This window comes from Streptosporangium sp. NPDC005286 (assembly GCF_040607515.1).
Lineage (GTDB): Bacteria > Actinomycetota > Actinomycetes > Streptosporangiales > Streptosporangiaceae > Streptosporangium.
In genome coordinates, this window is record NZ_JBEXGU010000183.1 from 1 (window position 1) to 18,198 (window position 18,198).

At 69.8% G+C, this 18,198-nt stretch carries 14 protein-coding genes, 1 tRNA gene and 1 pseudogene; 6 read left to right on the forward strand and 10 right to left on the reverse strand.

Going from position 1 to position 18,198, the window contains the following annotated elements; genetic code table 11:
- The first annotated feature begins 189 nt into the window (after window positions 1-189).
- Entirely contained in the window at window positions 190-1,713 is a 1,524-nt protein-coding gene (locus ABZU75_RS39195; RefSeq protein ID WP_355566091.1) for an ATP-dependent DNA ligase, read from the forward strand.
- A 21-nt stretch (window positions 1,714-1,734) separates the two neighbouring features.
- On the opposite strand, the gene ABZU75_RS39200 is transcribed toward ABZU75_RS39195, so the two are convergent.
- Window positions 1,735-2,328, reverse strand: coding sequence for a DUF1707 and DUF4870 domain-containing protein (locus tag ABZU75_RS39200; protein ID WP_355566094.1), 594 nt, complete (start codon window positions 2,326-2,328; stop codon window positions 1,735-1,737).
- Between the two features lie 192 nt (window positions 2,329-2,520).
- On the opposite strand from ABZU75_RS39200, the gene ABZU75_RS39205 reads away from it, so the two are divergent.
- Window positions 2,521-2,859 carry a hypothetical protein gene (locus ABZU75_RS39205; RefSeq protein ID WP_350928959.1) on the forward strand — a complete coding sequence of 113 codons (339 nt, stop codon included), beginning with the start codon at window positions 2,521-2,523 and terminating at the stop codon, window positions 2,857-2,859.
- Here the strand turns inward: ABZU75_RS39205 and ABZU75_RS39210 are convergent.
- From ABZU75_RS39210 to ABZU75_RS39235, 6 genes are all read right to left on the reverse strand, one after another.
- A complete protein-coding gene (locus ABZU75_RS39210) occupies window positions 2,826-4,007 on the reverse strand; it encodes a DUF4192 domain-containing protein (protein WP_355566098.1) in 1,182 nt (393 codons plus the stop codon). The genes ABZU75_RS39205 and ABZU75_RS39210 overlap by 34 nt on opposite strands.
- A 155-nt stretch (window positions 4,008-4,162) precedes the next feature.
- Window positions 4,163-4,936 carry an EI24 domain-containing protein gene (locus ABZU75_RS39215; protein ID WP_355566101.1) on the reverse strand — a complete coding sequence of 258 codons (774 nt, stop codon included), beginning with the start codon at window positions 4,934-4,936 and terminating at the stop codon, window positions 4,163-4,165.
- An 88-nt stretch (window positions 4,937-5,024) separates the two neighbouring features.
- A complete protein-coding gene (locus tag ABZU75_RS39220; protein ID WP_355566103.1) occupies window positions 5,025-5,618 on the reverse strand; it encodes a nucleoside triphosphate pyrophosphatase in 594 nt (197 codons plus the stop codon).
- 71 nt (window positions 5,619-5,689) lie between these two features.
- Window positions 5,690-7,696 carry an ATP-dependent zinc metalloprotease FtsH gene (gene ftsH, locus ABZU75_RS39225; protein WP_355566106.1) on the reverse strand — a complete coding sequence of 669 codons (2,007 nt, stop codon included), beginning with the start codon at window positions 7,694-7,696 and terminating at the stop codon, window positions 5,690-5,692.
- A 231-nt stretch (window positions 7,697-7,927) separates the two neighbouring features.
- Entirely contained in the window at window positions 7,928-8,941 is a 1,014-nt protein-coding gene (locus ABZU75_RS39230; protein WP_355566108.1) for a hypothetical protein, read from the reverse strand.
- A 131-nt stretch (window positions 8,942-9,072) separates the two neighbouring features.
- Window positions 9,073-10,350: an MFS transporter gene (locus tag ABZU75_RS39235; RefSeq protein ID WP_355566111.1), complete on the reverse strand. Its 1,278-nt coding sequence runs from the start codon at window positions 10,348-10,350 to the stop codon at window positions 9,073-9,075.
- Window positions 10,351-10,703: 353 nt separating this feature from the next.
- Here ABZU75_RS39235 and ABZU75_RS39240 point away from each other — a divergent pair, with 353 nt between their 5' ends.
- Both ABZU75_RS39240 and ABZU75_RS39245 read left to right on the forward strand, forming a co-directional pair.
- Complete coding sequence (locus tag ABZU75_RS39240) at window positions 10,704-12,440, forward strand: ABC transporter family substrate-binding protein (protein WP_355566113.1); 1,737 nt, start codon at window positions 10,704-10,706, stop codon at window positions 12,438-12,440.
- Window positions 12,441-12,556: 116 nt separating this feature from the next.
- The gene (locus tag ABZU75_RS39245; protein ID WP_355566115.1) at window positions 12,557-12,949 is read left to right on the forward strand and encodes a DUF3224 domain-containing protein; all 393 of its coding nucleotides are present in this window, start codon (window positions 12,557-12,559) and stop codon (window positions 12,947-12,949) included.
- Window positions 12,950-13,007: 58 nt separating this feature from the next.
- On the opposite strand, the gene ABZU75_RS39250 is transcribed toward ABZU75_RS39245, so the two are convergent.
- The 3 genes from ABZU75_RS39250 to ABZU75_RS39260 all read right to left on the reverse strand — a co-directional run bounded on the left by ABZU75_RS39250 (window position 13,008) and on the right by ABZU75_RS39260 (window position 14,992).
- Window positions 13,008-13,080, reverse strand: a tRNA-Ala gene (locus ABZU75_RS39250).
- 148 nt (window positions 13,081-13,228) lie between these two features.
- Entirely contained in the window at window positions 13,229-14,740 is a 1,512-nt protein-coding gene (locus tag ABZU75_RS39255) for a von Willebrand factor type A domain-containing protein (RefSeq protein ID WP_355566118.1), read from the reverse strand.
- Window positions 14,741-14,839: 99 nt separating this feature from the next.
- Window positions 14,840-14,992: a hypothetical protein gene (locus ABZU75_RS39260; RefSeq protein ID WP_355566121.1), complete on the reverse strand. Its 153-nt coding sequence runs from the start codon at window positions 14,990-14,992 to the stop codon at window positions 14,840-14,842.
- 65 nt (window positions 14,993-15,057) lie between these two features.
- Here ABZU75_RS39260 and ABZU75_RS39265 point away from each other — a divergent pair, with 65 nt between their 5' ends.
- Both ABZU75_RS39265 and ABZU75_RS39270 read left to right on the forward strand, forming a co-directional pair.
- On the forward strand, window positions 15,058-16,827 hold the full coding sequence (locus ABZU75_RS39265; RefSeq protein ID WP_355566123.1) for an asparagine synthase-related protein: 1,770 nt from the start codon (window positions 15,058-15,060) through the stop codon (window positions 16,825-16,827).
- Between the two features lie 1,058 nt (window positions 16,828-17,885).
- A pseudogene (locus ABZU75_RS39270) lies at window positions 17,886-18,198 on the forward strand (hypothetical protein); the annotation flags it as partial.

Sequence of the window (18,198 nt, forward strand, 5' to 3'; positions counted from 1 at the left end):
CACCGAAGTTCTTCGGTGACGGGGCGGCCCGCCCACCCCGCTTTCGCGCATGCTTTCAGGGAGGGCGACCCACGCCGGGGACCTCACCTCCTCGCCATCGTGAACGACAGGGCCCCCACGCTGCGATTCCGGTGAAAAGCAGACCCCCCTCTCACCGAAATGTCGCTTACAGCTCTTAGGCTGGCCACTGTGTTGTTGATCGACCTCGCGCGCACCTCGGCGGCCGTGGCCGCCGGCTCCGCCCGGCTGGCGAAGACCGCGCATCTCGCGGAGCTGCTCGGCCGGGTCGAGCCGGACGAGGCGGAGATCGCCATCGCCTACCTCTCCGGAGAGCTGCCGCAGCGCAACGTCGGCGTGGGCTGGACGAGCCTGCAGGATCCGCCCGAGCCCCGGCTGGCTGCCACCGCCACCCTGCGCGAGGTCCACGACCTCCTCGACCGCGTCAAGTCCCTGGCCGGTCCCGGCTCGCAGAGCGCACGCAGGACACTCGTCGCCGAGCTGTTCGGCGCCCTCACCCGCCAGGAACAGGTCTTCCTGTCACGCCTGCTCAGGGGCGAACTGCGCCAGGGCGCGCTCGAAGGGGTGATGATCGAGGCCGTGGCGAAGGCCGCCGGGGTGCCGGCCGCCGAGGTCAGGCGGGCGCTGACGCTTCGCGGCTGGCTTCCCGCCGTCGGTGCCGCCGCCCTGGCGGGCGGGGTCGAGGCGCTGCGCGCCTTTCACCTGGAGGTCTGCCGGCCGGTGTCGCCGATGCTGGCCCAGAGCGCCACCTCCGTCGCGACCGCGTTCGGCAAGCTCGGCGGCCCGGTCGCCGTCGAGTGGAAGCTCGACGGGGTCAGGGTCCAGGCACATCGCTCCGGCGACCGGGTGTCCGTCTTCACCCGCGCCCTCGACGACATCACCACCCAGGTGCCCGAGCTGGTCGAGGCGGTGAGCGCCCTGCCCTCCAGCGACCTGGTTCTCGACGGCGAGGTCATCGCGCTGCGCCCCGACGGCCGCCCCGAGCCCTTCCAGGTCACCTCCGGCCGCGTGTCCAGCCGCACCGACGTGCCGCGAGCGCGTGAGAAGACCCCCTTGAGCGTCTTCTTCTTCGACGCGCTGCGGGTCGACGGCGCCGACCTGCTCGACCTGCCGGGTGCGGACCGTCACGCGGCCCTGGCCGCGGCCGTGCCCCCGGAGCTGGTGACCCCGCGTCTTGTCACCGGCGACGTCGCGGACGGCGAGGCGTTCTTCAAGGACGCGATCAGGGGCGGTCACGAGGGCGTGGTGGTCAAGTCGCTCCTGACGCCCTACGCCGCCGGCAGGCGCGGAGCCGGCTGGATCAAGGTGAAGCCCCGGCACACGCTCGACCTCGTCGTCCTGGCCGCCGAATGGGGCCATGGCCGCCGCGAGGGCAGGCTCTCCAACCTGCATCTGGGCGCCCGCGACCCGCGTGGCGGGTTCGTCATGCTCGGCAAGACCTTCAAGGGCCTGACCGACGAGCTGCTCGCCTGGCAGACCGACCGCTTCCTCGGCATCGCCGAGGGCCCCACCGACGGCTGGACGGTCACCGTCCGCCCCGAGCTGGTCGTCGAGATCGCCTTCGACGGCGTGCAGCAGTCGAGCCGCTACCCCGGCGGCATGGCTCTGCGCTTCGCCAGGGTCATCCGCTACCGCCCCGACAAGACGGCGGACCAGGCCGACACCGTCGACATGGTCCGCTCCCTCATGCTCTGACGCCTCCCGGCCTTCACCGGGTCACTTCACGAGGCGCAGCGTGAGGGGGTAGCGGAAGTCTCCGTCGCCCATCGCCGCGACGCCACCGATGACGGACAGCACCACGCCGCCGATCCAGAGCAGCGGCGTCAGGACGACGCCGACCACCGTGATCGCCAGCACGATGGTGGCCGCGATCAGCGTCAGCTGGAAGTTGAGAGCCTCCACCGCGTGTGCCCGGATGTAGGGCGAGGTCTTGCCCGCGGTGAGCATCATGACCACCGGGCCGAGGACGGGCAGGCCGACCAGTGGGAGCATGTGCGCCGCCGCCGCGCCCAGACGCTCCGCTCCGGTGTCGCCACCCCGCCTGCCGAGGTGCCCGTGGTGGCCGTACGCCGCCTGGGGCGTGACCGGCGGCTGGAACGCGGGCCGGACCGGCTGCGTACCGTACAGCTCGTTCATGATCGGCATGAGGTCGCCGTGCACGCGGGCCGTCATCGCCCGCTCCAGCCTGTCGTCGAACTCGGCTTTGTCGAGCCTTCCCTCCGCATAGGCGGCCTGGACGTGCTCGACCACCCGCTCACGATCCTGGTTGCTGACCCGGAGCTCCGCGTGACCGGGCCCAGGGCCGCTCACCGGCACTCCCCGTGCCACTGACCCACCGATGCCGTTGTGCCTGCCATGAGACCGATACCCTTTCGTCGCCTCTTCGACCTCAATGCTCGTCCAGATTGTCGGCCCCGTATATCAGGATGAACCCCTATAGGCCCCTGAAACCGACCCTTGGCCTTGCACCGCGGATCGAGCAGGAGAGGTATACAAAGAGACATGAGATGGCGAGATCGCTATGGGTTGAGGCGCAAGCGCGGGCCGAAAATCGCCAAGTTCGACCGCGATGCCACCGACGCCGACATCGAGACGCTCATCGCCTTCGCGAAGTCACGCCGGGGCGTGGAGTTCTACGTCGAGCCGGAGACGTTCGCGACCGACACCACGGCGGTGGCCGTCGCCGACGACGGCGAATGGACCCGGCGCCGGGTCGGCTCCCCCGCGGTGATTCGCAAGGTGGCCCGCGACCTGGCCCTGCCCGTCTACGACGTGCAACTGACCGGCTATCCCCCCCGGATGAGGGCCTACAACGAGCGCCAGAAGCGCGCGGAGGGCTGAGCCAGGAACCCGGTGGTCGCATCGTGCGCGGGGCCACCGGGTTCTTCCAGCAACGCGGCCATCGGGAGCAGCCAGGCCATCTTGGGGCTGCCCATCTCCTGGTCCAGCTCCTCGGGGCTGGGCATCCTGTCGTTGAGGGCGTGTGGCGGGACCAGGTGGTGGATCGCGTGCATGAGCAGGTGAGCCATCGAGTAGCCGGGATCGGCTTCAAGCGCCCGGGTGAGGGCGACGCCCGCCAGCGCGGAGTCGCCCCGCCGCCAGGCGACCAGGCCGAGTAGCGAGGCGGCCGGGGGCACGAACCTCGGTTCCAGCCTCCGGGTGAGGTCGTGCCAGAGCTTGAGATGCGCGTCGTGCCCGTCGTCGGTGACCAGCGCCCACGCCTCGTCGCGAACCCTGATCACCGCCAGGTCCAGCCCCAGTCTGGCCGCCTGGTCGTCGTCGAGCCGGTCGCCCGAGGCGTAGATGGCGATCGCCTCGCGGACCCTGGTCACCCCCTCCGCGACGAACTCCACCGCGAGCCCGTCGGCGTCACGACATCCGGCGAGCCTGCCGCTCAACTCCTCCATGAGGCGGCCCGTCGCCTCACGTATGGCCACCCGCGCGGTCCCGGTGACCGGGTCGAGTGAGCGCTCCAGTGCCTGCCTGTCCGGCCACGCGACCAGTCCGTGCAGGGTCGCCTCGGCCGCGACGACGGTGGCCCGCCGCTCGTACGGCACGCCTTCGACGGGACAGCAGTCGGTCCGTGAGCAGCCGTACGACCAGTAACGGCCGTCCTCCACCCGGAGCGCGTCGACGACGGTGAGACCGCCCCTGCGGAACAGTGCACCGGCCTCGTCGATGGCCGGGGTCACCAGCGGGCCTGGACCATAGCCGACCATGACGACCTGCGTGACGTCCTCCTTCCGGAAGAGCGGAACGATGTCGCCGAGACCGCCGGACGCCAGGGGCAGGTCCCATCGGACGGTGAGGTGCAGCCTGCTCCTGGGCAGACCGCCCGTGAGGCCGATGACGACCAGGCTCTCCGCGGGATGGAACCCCAGCAGGTAGGGGACCGCGCCCAGGACGTCTTCGGTGGAGCCGAGCAGGAGCCGGGGCTGGGAAACCGGCGGGAACAGGGACTCGGGCGAGTCCGGGCTCTCTGTTGTCATGGCCGGAAGCCTCCCGGACCCGCTCCCGTGTCTTTCGGCCCGAACTCCTTTCTGTGGACGGAACGTGCGGCCGTCCACAGCCGGACCGTCCCCCTCACGCGATCGCGGCGCCCGGGGCGAAGCGCGCGACGGCCGGGCGCCTCCTCAGGCGCCTCTCATCCCGTCCTCTCCGCCGACAGGAGGGGCGGGGCCAGCCGGGTGCGGACCATGATGGCCGCACCGGCCACGGCGGGAGGCATCGCGATGATCGCGACGAACGGGACGAGGAAGAGCAGGAAGAGCAGGCCCCCGAAGCCGAGCGCGGGGGCCTTGTTCGCGCGAAGCAGGCCGAAGCGGCTCTTGCGTGCCAGTCCCCTGCGCTCCAGGGCCAGTGCGGTCAGCTCGATCGTGAGGAAGAAACCCGAGACCAGGGCGCCCAGGACCGGAACCACCGTCTGCCCGACCACCGGCACGAAGCCGAGGAAGAACAGCGGGATCGTGAACAGCAACAGCCAGCCGAGGGTGACCAGACTGTCCCTGATGGATCTGGGGATCGACTTCCACAGCGGGAGTTCGTACCCTGTCGGCACCTCCCCGTAGGTCTCCTCCACCTTCTCGGAGAGCTTCTCGTAGAAGGGGTCGCCCAGGGTGAGGGTGATCGCCGTGAAGGTCACCACGGCCAGGACCAGCCCCGCGCCGAAGAGCACCAGCCCGACCAGCGCGCGCAGCGCGGTCCGCGCCGCCTCACTCCATCCGTCGGCGAACGGCGTGCCCCACGCGGCGATGTCCAGCGCGTTCTTGCCGAGGAAGTAGAGGCCGACCGCGTAGAGGACGAACGCGATCAGCGCCGGGATCAACCCGAACAGCCACCAGCGCGGATATCGCGCGACCCAGCGCAGTCCCTGGAAGAAGAACCCGATGCCGTCCAGAAAGGAGCGGAAATGACCCATGGCGGAAGATTATCGGGATCGGACGTCAACCGGGACTGCTCCTCATCGCCCTTACGGGCGCAAGCGGACACGGGCCGGGTCGTGGACGTCAGGCGCGCGGCCAGAGGCCGGGTACGGAGACGCCGAGGGCCGCGAAGAGGCGGCGCAGCAGGGGCAGGGAGATGCCCAGGACGTTGCCGTGGTCGCCGTCGATGCCGTCGACGAACCAGCCGCCGCGGCCGTCCAGGGTGAAGGCTCCGGCCACGTGGAGAGGCTCACCGGTGGCGACGTAGGCGGCGATCTCGTCGTCGGTGGCGGTGCCGAAACGCACGACCGTCGCGCCCACCTCCGCCACCTCGCGCCCGTCCGCGGCGTCGATCACGCAGTGGCCGGTGAGCAGACGGCCCTCGCGGCCGCGCATGCCCCGCCAGCGGGCGACCGCCTCCGCCGGAGAGGACGGCTTGCCGTAGGCCCGGCCGTCGAGCTCCAGCACCGAGTCGCAGCCGATGACCAGACCGTCGGTCAGGCCCTCGGCCACCACAGCCGCCTTCGCACGGGCCAGCGCGAGGCAGAGTTCGCTCGGGCTGTCGGCGGTGACGGCCTCCTCGTCCACACCGCTGACGATCACTCCTGGATCGAGTCCGGCGCTGCGTAGCAGGGCGAGGCGGGCAGGGGACGCGGAGGCGAGAACGATCTGGGTCACGCCGATCGAGCCTAGCGCGGCTCCCGCCGTCCCCTCGCCGCGGGCAGCGTGCCCAGGCGGCGGCTCGCGGGTCAGGCGTGGGGCGAGGGCGGGAGCTGCGGGGGCGGTCCCGAAGGGGGAAGTCCAGGGGCGGCGCCCCGCGGAAGGCCCGCGGCGGCGTACGCCTCCGCCTCGCCGAGGGTCTCGTGCTCCAGCAGGGCCGCGACGATGCCGTCCAGGCGCTCACGGTTCTCCTCCAGGACCGCCATGGCGACCTCGTAGCACTCGTCCACGATGCGCCGGACCTCCTGGTCCACCGCGGCGAGGGTGTCGGGGGCGGCGGCGGGCTGGCCGTCGGCGGCGCCGGGCAGCACGCTCAGCGGGCCGATCCTGGCGGACATGCCCCAGCGGCCGACCATGCCGCGGGCGATCACGGTGACCTGCTCCAGGTCGTTCTCCGAGCCGGTGGTGATCACCCCGTAGACGACCTGCTCCGCCGCCATGCCGCCGAGGGCACCGACGATCCGGTCGCGCAGGTATTTCTCGTCGTAGGCGTACTTGTCGGTGTCGGGCGTGGAGAGCGTGACACCGAGCGCCCGCCCACGCGGGATGATCGACACCTTCCTGACCGGGTCGGCGCCGGGCTGGAGCATACCGAGGAGCGCGTGGCCGGCCTCGTGGTAGGCGGTGCGTCTGCGCTCCTCCTGCGGGATCACGACGGCGCGGGCCGCACCGAGCAGGATCTTCTCCAGCGCGTCGGCGAAGTCGGGGGCGCGCACCCTGTCGTGGCCGCGCTTGGCGGCGAGCAGCGCCGCCTCGTTGACCAGGTTGGCCAGGTCGGCACCGGTCATGCCGGGGGTGGTCCTGGCCAGTCGCTCCAGGTCCACGTCGTCGGCGAGCGGCACGCCCCTGCTGTGGACCCGGAGGATCGCCAGCCGCCCCTCGACATCCGGCACCGACACCACGACGGTACGGTCGAACCGGCCAGGACGGAGCAGCGCCGGGTCGAGGACCTCCGCCCGGTTGGAGGCGGCGATCACGATGACGCCCTCGGAACCGGTGAAGCCGTCCATCTCGGTGAGGATCTGGTTGAGAGTCTGCTCGCGCTCGTCGTGGCCACCGATGGTGCTGCCGCCGCGGACCCTGCCGATCGCGTCGATCTCGTCGATGAAGATGATCGACGGTGCGACCTTGCGAGCCTCGTCGAACAGCTCGCGTACCCGCGAGGCGCCGACCCCCACGATCATCTCGATGAACTCCGAGGCGCTCGCCGAGAAGAAGGGCACGTCCGCCTCGCCCGCCACGGCGCGGGCGAGGAGTGTCTTGCCGGTGCCCGGCGGCCCGGTGAGCAGCACCCCCTTGGGCAGCTTCGCCCCCAGCCTCCGGTACTTGTCGGGGTCCTTGAGGTAGTCGACCACCTCGGCCACCTCGTTCTCGACCTCGTCGATGCCCGCGACGTCGTCGAAGTCGACCCGGACCTTGGCCGGTTCCACCGGCTTGGCCGCCTTCGACCTGCCGAGGCCACCGAGCCCGCCGAGACCGCCCAGCCCTTCGCCCATCGCGGACGCCGAGCGCCGTATGAACCAGATCCACAGGCCCGCCAGCAGCAGGACCGGCAGCAGGGAGAGCAGCAGGTTGGACAGGAAACTCCGGCCGCCGACGGGCTCGGCCTTGATGTTCACGCCCGTCGCGGTGAGCTGCCGGTAGAGGGCGGCCTGGTCGGCGAAGACCGGTATCTCGGTGGAGAACTTGTCGTACTCGGCGTTGCCGCTGTCGGGGTCGCGGGCGGGCTTTTTGAGGGTGCCCTGGATCGAGGTACCCGTGGCGTAGATGTCCTTGACGTTCCCCGCCCGCACCTGACCGGTGAACTGGGTGTAGGAGATCGGCTCGGTGACCTCGCCGAAGAACGAGGAGACGACGAAGAAGCCCGCGTAGACGATGAGCATGGTCACCAGGAAACGCACCCAGTTGATCCTCGGGCGCTGCGGGGCGGGCGGCCCGTCGGGCAGGCCCTCGGACCGCCAGGGCTTGGATCCGCGCTGCTTGTCGGCCGTGTCCTGGTCAGACCCCTTGCGTTCCTGAGACGCCGGTCGCTTCAAGACTTCCCCCTCGACGGCTGGGGGAGCCTGCCTGGACGGATGCCCAGGACACCCGGCTCAGTCCGGGCTCTCGAACCGAGGCCGTCCTTCGCCTGCGCCCCGAACCCGGAACCTCGCGCCCGGCGAGCGGGCGGGAGGTCGTCGCGCGGATGGCGATGGAGCGGCCTGCCGTGAAATTCCCCCGAGTTTCACCAGATCACATAGATACGGCGATTCCTGCCCAGATGGGGCTTACTTCAATCTGAGGGAGGAGACCGCGGTGTTGATATCGCGCCAGCGCTTGCTCTGGGTGTCGGGGATCGTCACGAAGAGCATCGCGGGCTTGGCTCCGGGAGCCTCGACCACGGCGAGGGCGGCCATGGAGGAGCGCGTCTTGCTCTTGATCTTGTACTTCACCCGGTAGGCGAGCAGCCAGCCGTCCTTGATCGGTTGCGAGGCGACCCAGGCGATCCTGCTGCCCTTGGGGTGGTGGTTGAGTGTCCACCGGGCCGCCAGCAGCGCGGTGTCCTTCGCCTTCCGCTGCACCAGGATCGGCACCGGACAGCTCACGAGCATCGCCCGGTGAGCGATCCCCTTCACCTTCGGCAGCACCTGCTTGGTGGAGAACGGCGACGCGCCGAAGACCTTCCAGGGCTTGCCGAAACGGATCAGCGACACCCCCGACCTGTCGTCCTCGATGCGGCGCTTGCTCTTGTACGCCTTGCCGGGGAGCCGGCCGAGCCGCTTGTCACGCGGCAGTTCGGGCACCCGGGGGTCGGCGAGGGCCGCGGTGACGGCGCTGCGGTCGGGGGCCGGTTCCCAGCCCTCGGGCGAGGGGGACGGAGAAGTCGTCTCGGCAGGACTCTCCGACGGGGACGCCTGCTCCGACGCCGAGGCGGACGCCGGGGCTGACACCGGGGTCGACGGCTCCGGCGAGCCTGGACCGGGCGAGGGTGGCGCGGCAGATGGCGCGGCGATCTGCCCCGTCTTTCCCCCGCCCGGTTGATCTGAGGAGCCCGAGGAGACGAAACCGACCACGGCCGCGACGGCGGCCAGGACCAGCGCGACGCCCACGGCCAGGATGCGGTAGATCACTCGCATCGGCAGGTCGCCGATACGGGACCGCTTCACCGGTGAGTCCGATGGTTTCGGGGGGCTCTCCACCACGATTTTCGGCAACTCCGACGTCTCCGCCTCGGCGGTCACATATGTCGGCGCGGGACCCGTCTCCCGGGTCCCCTGAGTCCCACCCAACCCATCGAGCACGATCGGGAGCGTACGACAAATCCGGTTTTCCCGTGCGGGATCCCCATCACACTTCGGGAACGAGTACCTTCCACACCTGTCCACCCGGTGGCCGTGGCCTGGCTGCCCGTCCCTTCCGGACAGGAAGGAGGTCAGACCTTCAAGGATGCCTGCTTCCTGGTGATGACCACCGACATGAGCGCGGCGGCGAAGCAGAGCGACCCCGCGGCGTACCAGGCGAGATCGTAGGCGCCGAAGTGGTCACGGGTGACTCCCGCGGCGACCGCGGCGACCGCCGCGCCGATCTGGTGGGAGGCGAAGACCCAGCCGAACACCACAGCCCCGTCGGGACCGTAGATCTGGCGGCACAGGGCGACGGTCGGCGGGACCGTGGCCACCCAGTCGAGGCCGTAGAAGATGATGAAGACCAGCATGCTGGGCTCGGCGGTGGCCCCGAACAGGCTTGGCAGGGCCATCAACGACAGGCCCCGCAGCCCGTAGTAGGCGCCGAGGAGGACACGCGAGTCAATCTTGTCGCTCAGCCACCCGGACGCCACGGTGCCGACCACGTCGAAGATCCCGACCAGCGCGAGCAGCCCGGCGGCGACCGGCTCGGCCATGCCGTGGTCGTGGGCGGCGGGGATGAAATGGGTGCCCACCAGGCCGTTGGTGCTCATCCCGCAGATCGCGAACCCCCCTGCGAGCAGCCAGAAGGGGCGCGTACGCGCGGCGCTCCACAGCACGCCGAGGGCCCGCGAGGCGGCGCCACCGGTCCGCGCGGGCCGCACGGCCGGGGGGGCGGCGGGGCCGGCGCCCAGAGCCGTGGTGCCCACGTCCTCAGGCCGGTCACGCAGCAGGAACCAGACCAGGGGGACCACGGCCAGAGCCGCGACGGCGACCGTGATGGCGGCCGACCGCCAGCCACTGTCGGCCGCCAGGTGCGCGAGGACGGGCAGGAAGACGAGTTGCCCGGTGGCGCCGCCCGCGGTGAGCACACCGGTGACGAGGCCGCGGTGGCGGACGAACCAGCGCTCGGTGAGGGTCGCGGCGAAGACCAGGGCCATCGAGCCGGTGCCGAGGCCGACCAGGACACCCCAGCACAGGACGAGCTGCCAGGGGGCGTTCATCAGGATGGTCAACCCGCTGCCCGCGGCGACCACCAGCAGGGCGTACGTCACGACTCTGCGCATTCCGAAACGGTCCATGAGCGCTGCCGCGAAGGGCGCGGTCAGCCCGTAGAGCATGAGGTTGACCGAGACGGCCAGCGAGATCGTGCCCCGGGACCAGCCGAACTCCTCCTGGAGCGGTGTGATCAGCACGCCGGGCGTCGCCCGGAACCCGGCCGCGCCGAGGATGGCCACGAACGCGACTCCCGCCACGATCCAGGCGCGGTGCAGCTCACGTTCGGGCGCCCGAAGAGTCGTTGTCATGCGCCCCATAATCGGGGGGGCGAAACGCTCCGCGCGAGTGGCCCGAGTGCCAATATCCACAAGGATCGGGCCATGTTCGCTCCGGTGGTACCGCCGCTTTTCCCGGTGCGGATGCCCTTCCCGTACGCGGGCACGCCGGGAGCCCGGTAATGGCCATCTCACATACTGGGAGAATTCGCTCAAAGGTTGCGTTTTTTCTATTCTCGTCAACTGGGGGTCTCGCATCCGGCATGGTCACGGGGAGACGCGAGGCCGGTCTCCGGTCCCGCGCGGCCGTGCGGGAGCGACGGCACTCGCGCTCCGCGGGGCCGTTACGGGACCGGCCGGAGAACGGGCGATCAGAGGAGTGTGCCGTGTTCCACACACGAAGGCCGGCGGGGATCCTGGCACTGCTGGCATGCGGCTCGCTCCTGCTCAGCGCCTGCGCGAGCACCGATCCGACGGACGACCCGACGGCGTCGGGCTCGGAGTCGATCCAACCGGCAGAGACCATCACCTACGCGTACGAGCAGGAGTTCCACTCCTACAACAACAACACCACCGCCGAGAACGCCACGCGCAACGCGGCGCCCCTGCAGCGGGTGCTCACGGGTTTCTGGTTCTACGGTGACAAGGGCGCGATCGTCCCCGACAAGGACTTCGGAACCTACGAGAAGATCTCCGACGACCCGCTGAGCGTCAAGTACACGATCAACGCCAAGGCGGTCTGGTCCGACGGCACCCCGATCGACTGCGACGACGTCATGCTGTGGTGGGCCTTCCGGTCCGGCAAGGTCAAGGGCTTCGCCTCAGCCGACACCAACGGCGTCCAGGACACCGAGGTCCCCGACTGCGAGAAGGGCGGCAAGGAGTTCACCCTGGTCTACGACAAGCCGTTCGCGGACTGGGTGGCCGGCGGCCCCGGCGCGACCGAGATGCTGCCCGCCCACGTGGTCGCCGAGCAGGACGGCCTGTCCGAGGAGGACTTCATCGCGGCGGTCAAGAACACCGACTCGAAGAAGCTCGCCGAGGGCATCAAGTTCTTCAACGACGGCTGGGTCTCCGAGGGCAGGCTGCCCGAGGCCAGGCTGATCCCCTCCTCGGGACCGTACAAGCTCTCCAAGCTGGACGCCGGGCAGCGGCTGACCCTCATCGCCAACGACAGGTGGTGGGGCACCCCCGCCGCGACTCCGACGATCGTCGAGCGTTTCATCACCCTCGACGAGCAGGCGCAGGCACTGCAGAACCGCGAGGTCCAGATCGTCGAGCCGCAGCCGGGACCCGAGGTGCTCAAGCAGTTGCAGTCCCTGCGGGGGGTGAAGGTCAGTGTCTCCGACAAGTACACCTACGAGCACCTGGACTTCAACTTCCACTCCAGCCCGTTCCGCGACAGAAGGCTGCGCGAGGCGTTCGCCAGATGCGTGCCCAGGCAGCTCATCGTCGACCATCTGATCAAGCCCGTCGCACCCGCGGCCAGGCCCCTGCAGGTTCGCACCGTGGCTCCGTTCCAGGCCAACAGCGCCGCGGTCGTGGCCGCCAGCGGCAGCGCCGACGTGTATACGCGACAGGACATCGCGGGTGCCAGGGAACTGCTGCGGAAAGCCGGCCAGACGGGGCTGGAGGTCAGCATCGGCTACCAGACCCCGAACCCGCGCCGCACCGCGGCGGTGCAGCTCATCATCGACTCCTGTAACAAGGCCGGATTCAAGGTCGTCGACAAGGGCTCCGAGGATTTCCTGGGCACCGTGATGCCGACCAACGGCTACGACGTGGCGCTGTTCGCCTGGTCGGGTTCGGCCCTGGTCAGTGGCTGGGCCTCCAGCTTCACCTCGCCGCAGAAGTGCGACGCCCACAGCAAGGGCAACAACAACGGCTGCTACTCCAGCAGGCGGGTCGACCTCCTCATCAAGGAGTTGAACTCGACCGTTGACCTGGCCGCCCAGGACCCGATCATCGGTGAGATAGAGAAGCGGCTCTGGAGTGACCTGGCCACCATCCCGCTGTTCCAGCATCCGGGCCTCAGCGCGTGGGACGAGACGCTCCAGAACGTCGTCCCGAACCCCGCGCAGTCGACCATCACCTGGAACATGGATAAATGGCGCCTTTCCTAGAGCGCCCCCTTCTCGCCGCCGCGGTCACGGATGGAGAGCCCCGTATCTGACATTAGATGACAGGTATAGGCGCCAGGATGAGCACCAGAGCTGAGACCTTCCAAGGGAGCCCACATATGCCTCGTGCCACCGGAACCTTCACCATCGACAGCTGGGATCCGCACCCCTACGACGAGGCCGAAGGTGCCACGCTCTCCCGCGTCCACATCACCAAGACCTTCGACGGCGACCTGGTCGGCACCAGTACCACGGACATCATCACCGCGGTCGCCCCGGTCGAGACGTCGGCGGCCTACGCGGGCTTCGAACGCTTCACCGGCACCGCGCACGGCCGCAAGGGCACCTTCGTACTCCACCACACGGCCGCGGCACACGCCGGGGAGTCGGAGCTGAGCTGGACGATCCTTCCCGACTCGGGTACCGGGGAACTGCTGGGCATCCGGGGCGGGGGGCAGATCGTCAACGACGACGGCGCCCACTCCTTCCACCTCGACTACGAGCTCGACTGAGAGCGATTCGTCCGGGAAAACACCGAAGGGCGGCCATCTGGCCGCCCTTCGTGAGGAGTGGAGCTATGGGGATTCGAACCCCAGACCTCCTCCATGCCATGGAGGCGCGCTACCAACTGCGCCATAGCCCCTCGGTGTCAACCGATGTCGCCGGGCCCTGCCCGGCGTCCACGCCAGTGTATAGGAAATCACTCCACACCCTGTAACCGCCGAGGCGGGCCGCCACGGGGGCCGGCTCGCCTCGGGGCCGCAGGTCGCGTACGGGCCGCGGACGGGTGCCTACCTTAGCGACATGGCCTTCTCGATCAGCGTGGCGAGCTCGGTCACCGAGGGGTCCTCGGTGGACGCGGCCAGCCGGGTGGCATGGGCGGCGAGATCCCCGGGGTCCGCTCCGGCGATCCCCTCCCCAGTGCGGAGATACTCGGCGAAGCCCACGGCGACCACGTCGACCTGGAACCTCGGCGCGGACTCCCGCCACGGCGAGGCCGCCAGGTCACCGACCGCGAGGGCGCGAGTGGCCTCGGCGGGATCGCGGGTGTCGGGGTCCTGCCAGCGTACGGTGGCGGTGGCCAGCTGACCCGACGCCCCGCCGCGCAGCCGCACCTCGTACAGGGCGGTCACCGAGTGACCGGGGCCGATCTCGCCGCCGTCCTTGGCGTCGTCACGGAAGTCCTCGGTCGCGAGTCGCCGGTTCTCGTAGCCGATCAGACGGTACGACTCCACGGCCGAGGGGTTGAACACGACCTGTGCCTTGGCGTCGCGGGCGCGCAGGTCGAGGTTGGTGGCGAGCTGCTCGACGAAGACCTTGCGCGCGTCGTCGACGGAGCTGACGTAGACCGCGGCACCGTCCCCGTTGTCGGCGAGCTGCTCCATCAGCTGGTCACCGTAGTCGCGGCCGACACCGACGCACAGCAGGGTTATCCTCTTGCCTGCGGCCTCCTCGACCCGGGCGAGGATGCCCTGCCAGGTGGTGTCACCGACGTTGGCCAGTCCGTCGGAGAGCAGGATGACCCGGTTGACCGCCACCGCCCTGAAGCTCGTCGCGGCCTCCGCGTAGCCACTGGTCAGCCCCTCCTCCAGGTTCGTCGACTGTCCTATGGCGAGGCGCTCGACGGCGGCATGGAGCCGGTCCCTGTCGGTTGCCGGGGTCATGGACAGGACGACGTCCGCCCGGTCGCTGAAGGCCACGATGGAGACCTGGTCACCGGGCCCGAGCTGGTCGACGAGCTTGTGCAGGGCCTCCCTGACCAGGTCGATCCTGCCGGACTCGCTCATGGAACCGGACACGTCCACCACGAAGGTGAGGTTCGCCGGGCGCCGGGCCTCCGCATCCGCCCTGCGGGTCTGCAGGCCGACACGGAGCAGCGCGGCGCCGTTCCCCGGCGTACGGGCACCGTCCATGTGCACGGTGAAGCCGTCGTCGTCCGGCTCCCGGTAGTCCTGCGCGAAGGCGTTGACGAACTCCTCGGGCCGGACCTGACCAGGCTCCGGCAACCTGCCCTCCTGGAGGGTCCGCCTGCTGTAGCCGTACGAGGCGGTGTCCACGTCGAGGGCGAAGGTGGAGATCTGCTCGGCGGCGGTGTCACGTTGCCTGGCGGCGTCGGCCTCGGAGTCCTCGACCCCGGAGGTGGCCAGGCCACCGGTTTCCGCGAGGGAGGGGCGCGGGACCTGCTTGCCGGATTCGGGCATCGGCTGGCTGGCGGTTCCCTTCCCGTCCGACGCCCCTCCGCAGGCGGCGGCGGACAGCAGGACGATCACGGCGAGGGCAGCGGCGAGCGGGCGTGACTTCATGTCGCCTCCTAGGGATGCGTGTCACCCCCTACGACGGCTCCTTCCAGCCTCCCGCCGGGAGCTTGACCCAAGCGAGCGCAAACCGTGTTCGGCACGTGATCAGGGTTTCCAGGCCGGATCCCGCCCGCTGAGCCCGAGCAGGGCCCGCACGTCGAAGTCCTCGCAGGGGGTGGGCGGCCCCAGCCGGTCGTCACGGACGCCGCGGGCCACGGTCGCCGTACCGGTGACGGCGTGTGACAGCATCTCGTTCATCTCGGCCATGCTGTCCGGCCGGACTCCCAGCCGTCCCGAAAAAACGCGACATAGGATCCTTCGTCATGCGCGTGTACCTCGGCCTCGCGGCCAAAGATCCGGAAGCCGGAATACCGGAGGCGATGCTGCACCGTGTCAGGAGCGTGATCGACAGCGCGTTCCCCGTGCCGTCGGAGGTCATCAGGTCGCGCGAGTGGCACCGCCCCGGCATCACCATGTTCGCCTGGACCAACGAGCCCGACGACTCGCGGCAGCCCCCGCCGCTGATAACCGAGCACGACCGGGTGACCGGGGTGAACGGTTACCTGGCCGCACCGGACGACGTGAACCGGCTGGCAGGCATGACCACGCTGGACAGCGAGGCGGTCGGCGGGTGCTTCTCGGTGTTCCGGGCCACCGGGGGCGAGCTGTCGGCCGCCACCGCGATCCATCGGGTCTGCCCGGTCTACTACGCCGAGACGCCCGACGTGCACGTGATCGGCAGCCGGGCCCTCCTGGTCCATCTCGCCTGCGGCGAGCGCGTCGACTGGGACGTGCTCGCGCTGCAGTCGATGGTCCGGCAGGGATACTTCCTGTCCGACGAGACGCCCTACCTCGGGGTGAGCGCGCTGCCGCCGTCCTCGTCGGTGACCGTCAGGGGCGGCACCCGTACGATCACCACGACTCCGCTCCCGACGGCCGTGCCGGCACCGGAGTCGCGCAGGCGGAAGAAGGAGCTCGTCGGGGAGCTGGCCGAGGCGCTGCTGGCCACCGTGGAGCCGCTGCGCGCGGCGGGGGAACCGGTGAACCTCGCGCTCACCGGTGGCAGGGACAGCCGCCTGATCGCCGCGGTGCTGCACGCGGCCGGCATCCCGCTGCGCGCGACCACCAACGGCCTGGACACCCACCCCGACGTGATCCTCGCCGGGCGCGTCGCCCAGGCGCTTCACGTCGAGCACACCGTCATCCCCCCGGCCCGCGCCGAGAAGAAGGACGCGATCGTCGTCGAGCACCCGCTCGCGCGGGCCTACGAGACGCTGCGCGCCTGCGAGGGCATGACATCGGCGTACGAATCGGTCGTCGGTTACCTCCCCTACAGCGCCAAGCCGACCATGTCCGGGCAGAGCGGCGAGATCCTGCGGGCCGGCGGCCTGCTGCTGCTCCAGACCGACCTGGGGGAGAAAGCGCTGCGCCGCCGGGTGGACGTGACCTTCCTGCGAGATCCGGCGCTGTTCAGCGAGATGGCCAACGAGCACGCCCGCGAGCTGGCCGGGCCGTGGCGAGAGCGGGCTCCGCTGGAGGCGCTCGACCACATGTACATCTCCTACAAGGTCGGCCGCTGGCACGCGGGGGCGCGGGCGGGCTCGCTGCGCCGGGGCGACCAGATCTGGCCCTTCCTCGACAACCGGGTGGTCCGCGCCGCGCTGGGTCTCGACCAGACCTGGCGGCTGTCGGAGGAGGTCATCTACGAACTCCTCGGCGTCCTGGCCCCGTCGCTCAGGGACATCCCGATCGAGGGCAAGCCGTGGCGGTTCACCGCCGGGAAGCGGTACTACCCCTGGCAGCGTAGGCCGCAGGTGCTGACCGCGCCGAAAACCGGCGGCGGTGGCTGGAACTGGCGGACCAGCCCCGGTACGGAGCTGACCGGCCTGATACGCGACCATGTCCTGGGTCGCCTCGACCTGCTGACGCCCATCGTCAACCCCGACGAGGTTCGTGCGCTGTTCGCCGAACCCGTCCTCAAGAAGCCCAACCAGGCCTGGCATCTCTACACAGTGGCCACCATGCTGGGTGGAGACTATCCCGGCAAGGAACCCGAGGGCCTGCCCAGGATCCACATCCCCATCCCGTCCTGACCCACCCCACGACCGAAGCCGGGGAGGACCAGGCTCCGGTTCCCGATTCGTTCTCGAGCTCCGCGCCCCGCCTGCCCGGTGCCGGACAACGGCACCGGGCAGGCTTCCCGCCGCACCACCGGTCGCCTACAGGACCGGTCGGGGTGGTGGGTGGCCAGCCGGTGGTGCCCGTCCGGGGAAACAGGAAACGCTGCCACGGCAACGCGGCGGCCCGCTGGTCGCCCGCCCGCGCGAATCCGCCTTCCGCCCCTTCCGGGTGATCACGAAAACTTCGCCCCGTTCGAACCGGGAACCTCCCGGCCGCGCACATCACGCGACGTAACACGTACGACGTACGAAGATCGTGTTCGACGAGCACTTCCCGGCGGTGTAGCGCGCTCCACGGGCGGGCGTTTTCAACGGTGACGATGACGGCTCCGACCTCGGCCCACAGCTGGTACCGGGCGGCGTCGAGACCTACGTTCAATCACCGCCCAGTCTGCCCATTATCCGACTTGAGTGAATATAATTCACTTATCCAATTAATTGCCACAACAAGGATGTTGGGCTTTTGTGTGGCGATTCAAATTTACGGAAAGCAAAGAAACGCGCGCCCCTCATCAAGCTTCCACACCTGATTCGATCGACACTTCTCCCGCCACCTCCCGAGCGTTCAAAGAATGGCCGCACAGTGTTTTCGCTGAATGCAACGGGAGAGACAACGCACGTGTCTATTTTCATGAAACGGACCCTTGCGGGCGGCGCGCTCGCCGGGGCCGTCCTTCTTCTGCACTCCCCTGTCCCAGTTTCAGCCGATTCGCAACTTTCGACTTCGGCGCAGGCTCGTCCCGAGAGAATCGAATCCGCCAAGGGAACGCAGGTTGACCCCTGCATTCTGGCGATTTCCACTATTTGCACGAGCTTCATCTCCGTCCCCGGAACAGTTAACGCCCGCGACCTCTCCAGCACCAAGGCAATCATCCAGGGCGCATTGCAGCCGCAGCCGACCTCGGACAGTTCGGCTTATATCCCGCTGTGCAGGTGGCTGGGCCTGCCAATCTTCCTGTGCCGGATTCCCGATGGAGTCCAGGGTCCTGCTGGTCCCGCAGGGCCCAGAGGCCCAGTGGGGCCACGAGGGCCCGCTGGCGCAACCGGACCTGAGGGTCCCGCAGGACCGGAAGGACCCACAGGACCGGCAGGACCCGCAGGCGCCGACGGCGCAATCGGACCCGAGGGACCCGAGGGACCCGCAGGACCGGAAGGACCCGCAGGACCGGCAGGCGCTGACGGCGCAATCGGACCCGAGGGACCCGCAGGACCCGCAGGACCCGCAGGACCCGCAGGCGCCGATGGCGCACCCGGACCGGAAGGACCCGCAGGACCCGCAGGACC

What these genes read in the sequence shown, in the direction of transcription:
- ABZU75_RS39205 (WP_350928959.1), top strand. Translation starts at nt 2,521, where the DNA reads ATGAGATGGCGAGATCGCTATGGGTTGAGGCGCAAGCGCGGGCCGAAA.
- ABZU75_RS39210 (WP_355566098.1), bottom strand. Translation starts at nt 4,007, where the DNA reads ATGACAACAGAGAGCCCGGACTCGCCCGAGTCCCTGTTCCCGCCGGTT.
- ABZU75_RS39215 (WP_355566101.1), bottom strand. Translation starts at nt 4,936, where the DNA reads ATGGGTCATTTCCGCTCCTTTCTGGACGGCATCGGGTTCTTCTTCCAG.
- ABZU75_RS39235 (WP_355566111.1), bottom strand. Translation starts at nt 10,350, where the DNA reads ATGACAACGACTCTTCGGGCGCCCGAACGTGAGCTGCACCGCGCCTGG.
- ABZU75_RS39245 (WP_355566115.1), top strand. Translation starts at nt 12,557, where the DNA reads ATGCCTCGTGCCACCGGAACCTTCACCATCGACAGCTGGGATCCGCAC.
- ABZU75_RS39255 (WP_355566118.1), bottom strand. Translation starts at nt 14,740, where the DNA reads ATGAAGTCACGCCCGCTCGCCGCTGCCCTCGCCGTGATCGTCCTGCTG.
- ABZU75_RS39260 (WP_355566121.1), bottom strand. Translation starts at nt 14,992, where the DNA reads ATGAACGAGATGCTGTCACACGCCGTCACCGGTACGGCGACCGTGGCC.
- ABZU75_RS39265 (WP_355566123.1), top strand. Translation starts at nt 15,058, where the DNA reads ATGCGCGTGTACCTCGGCCTCGCGGCCAAAGATCCGGAAGCCGGAATA.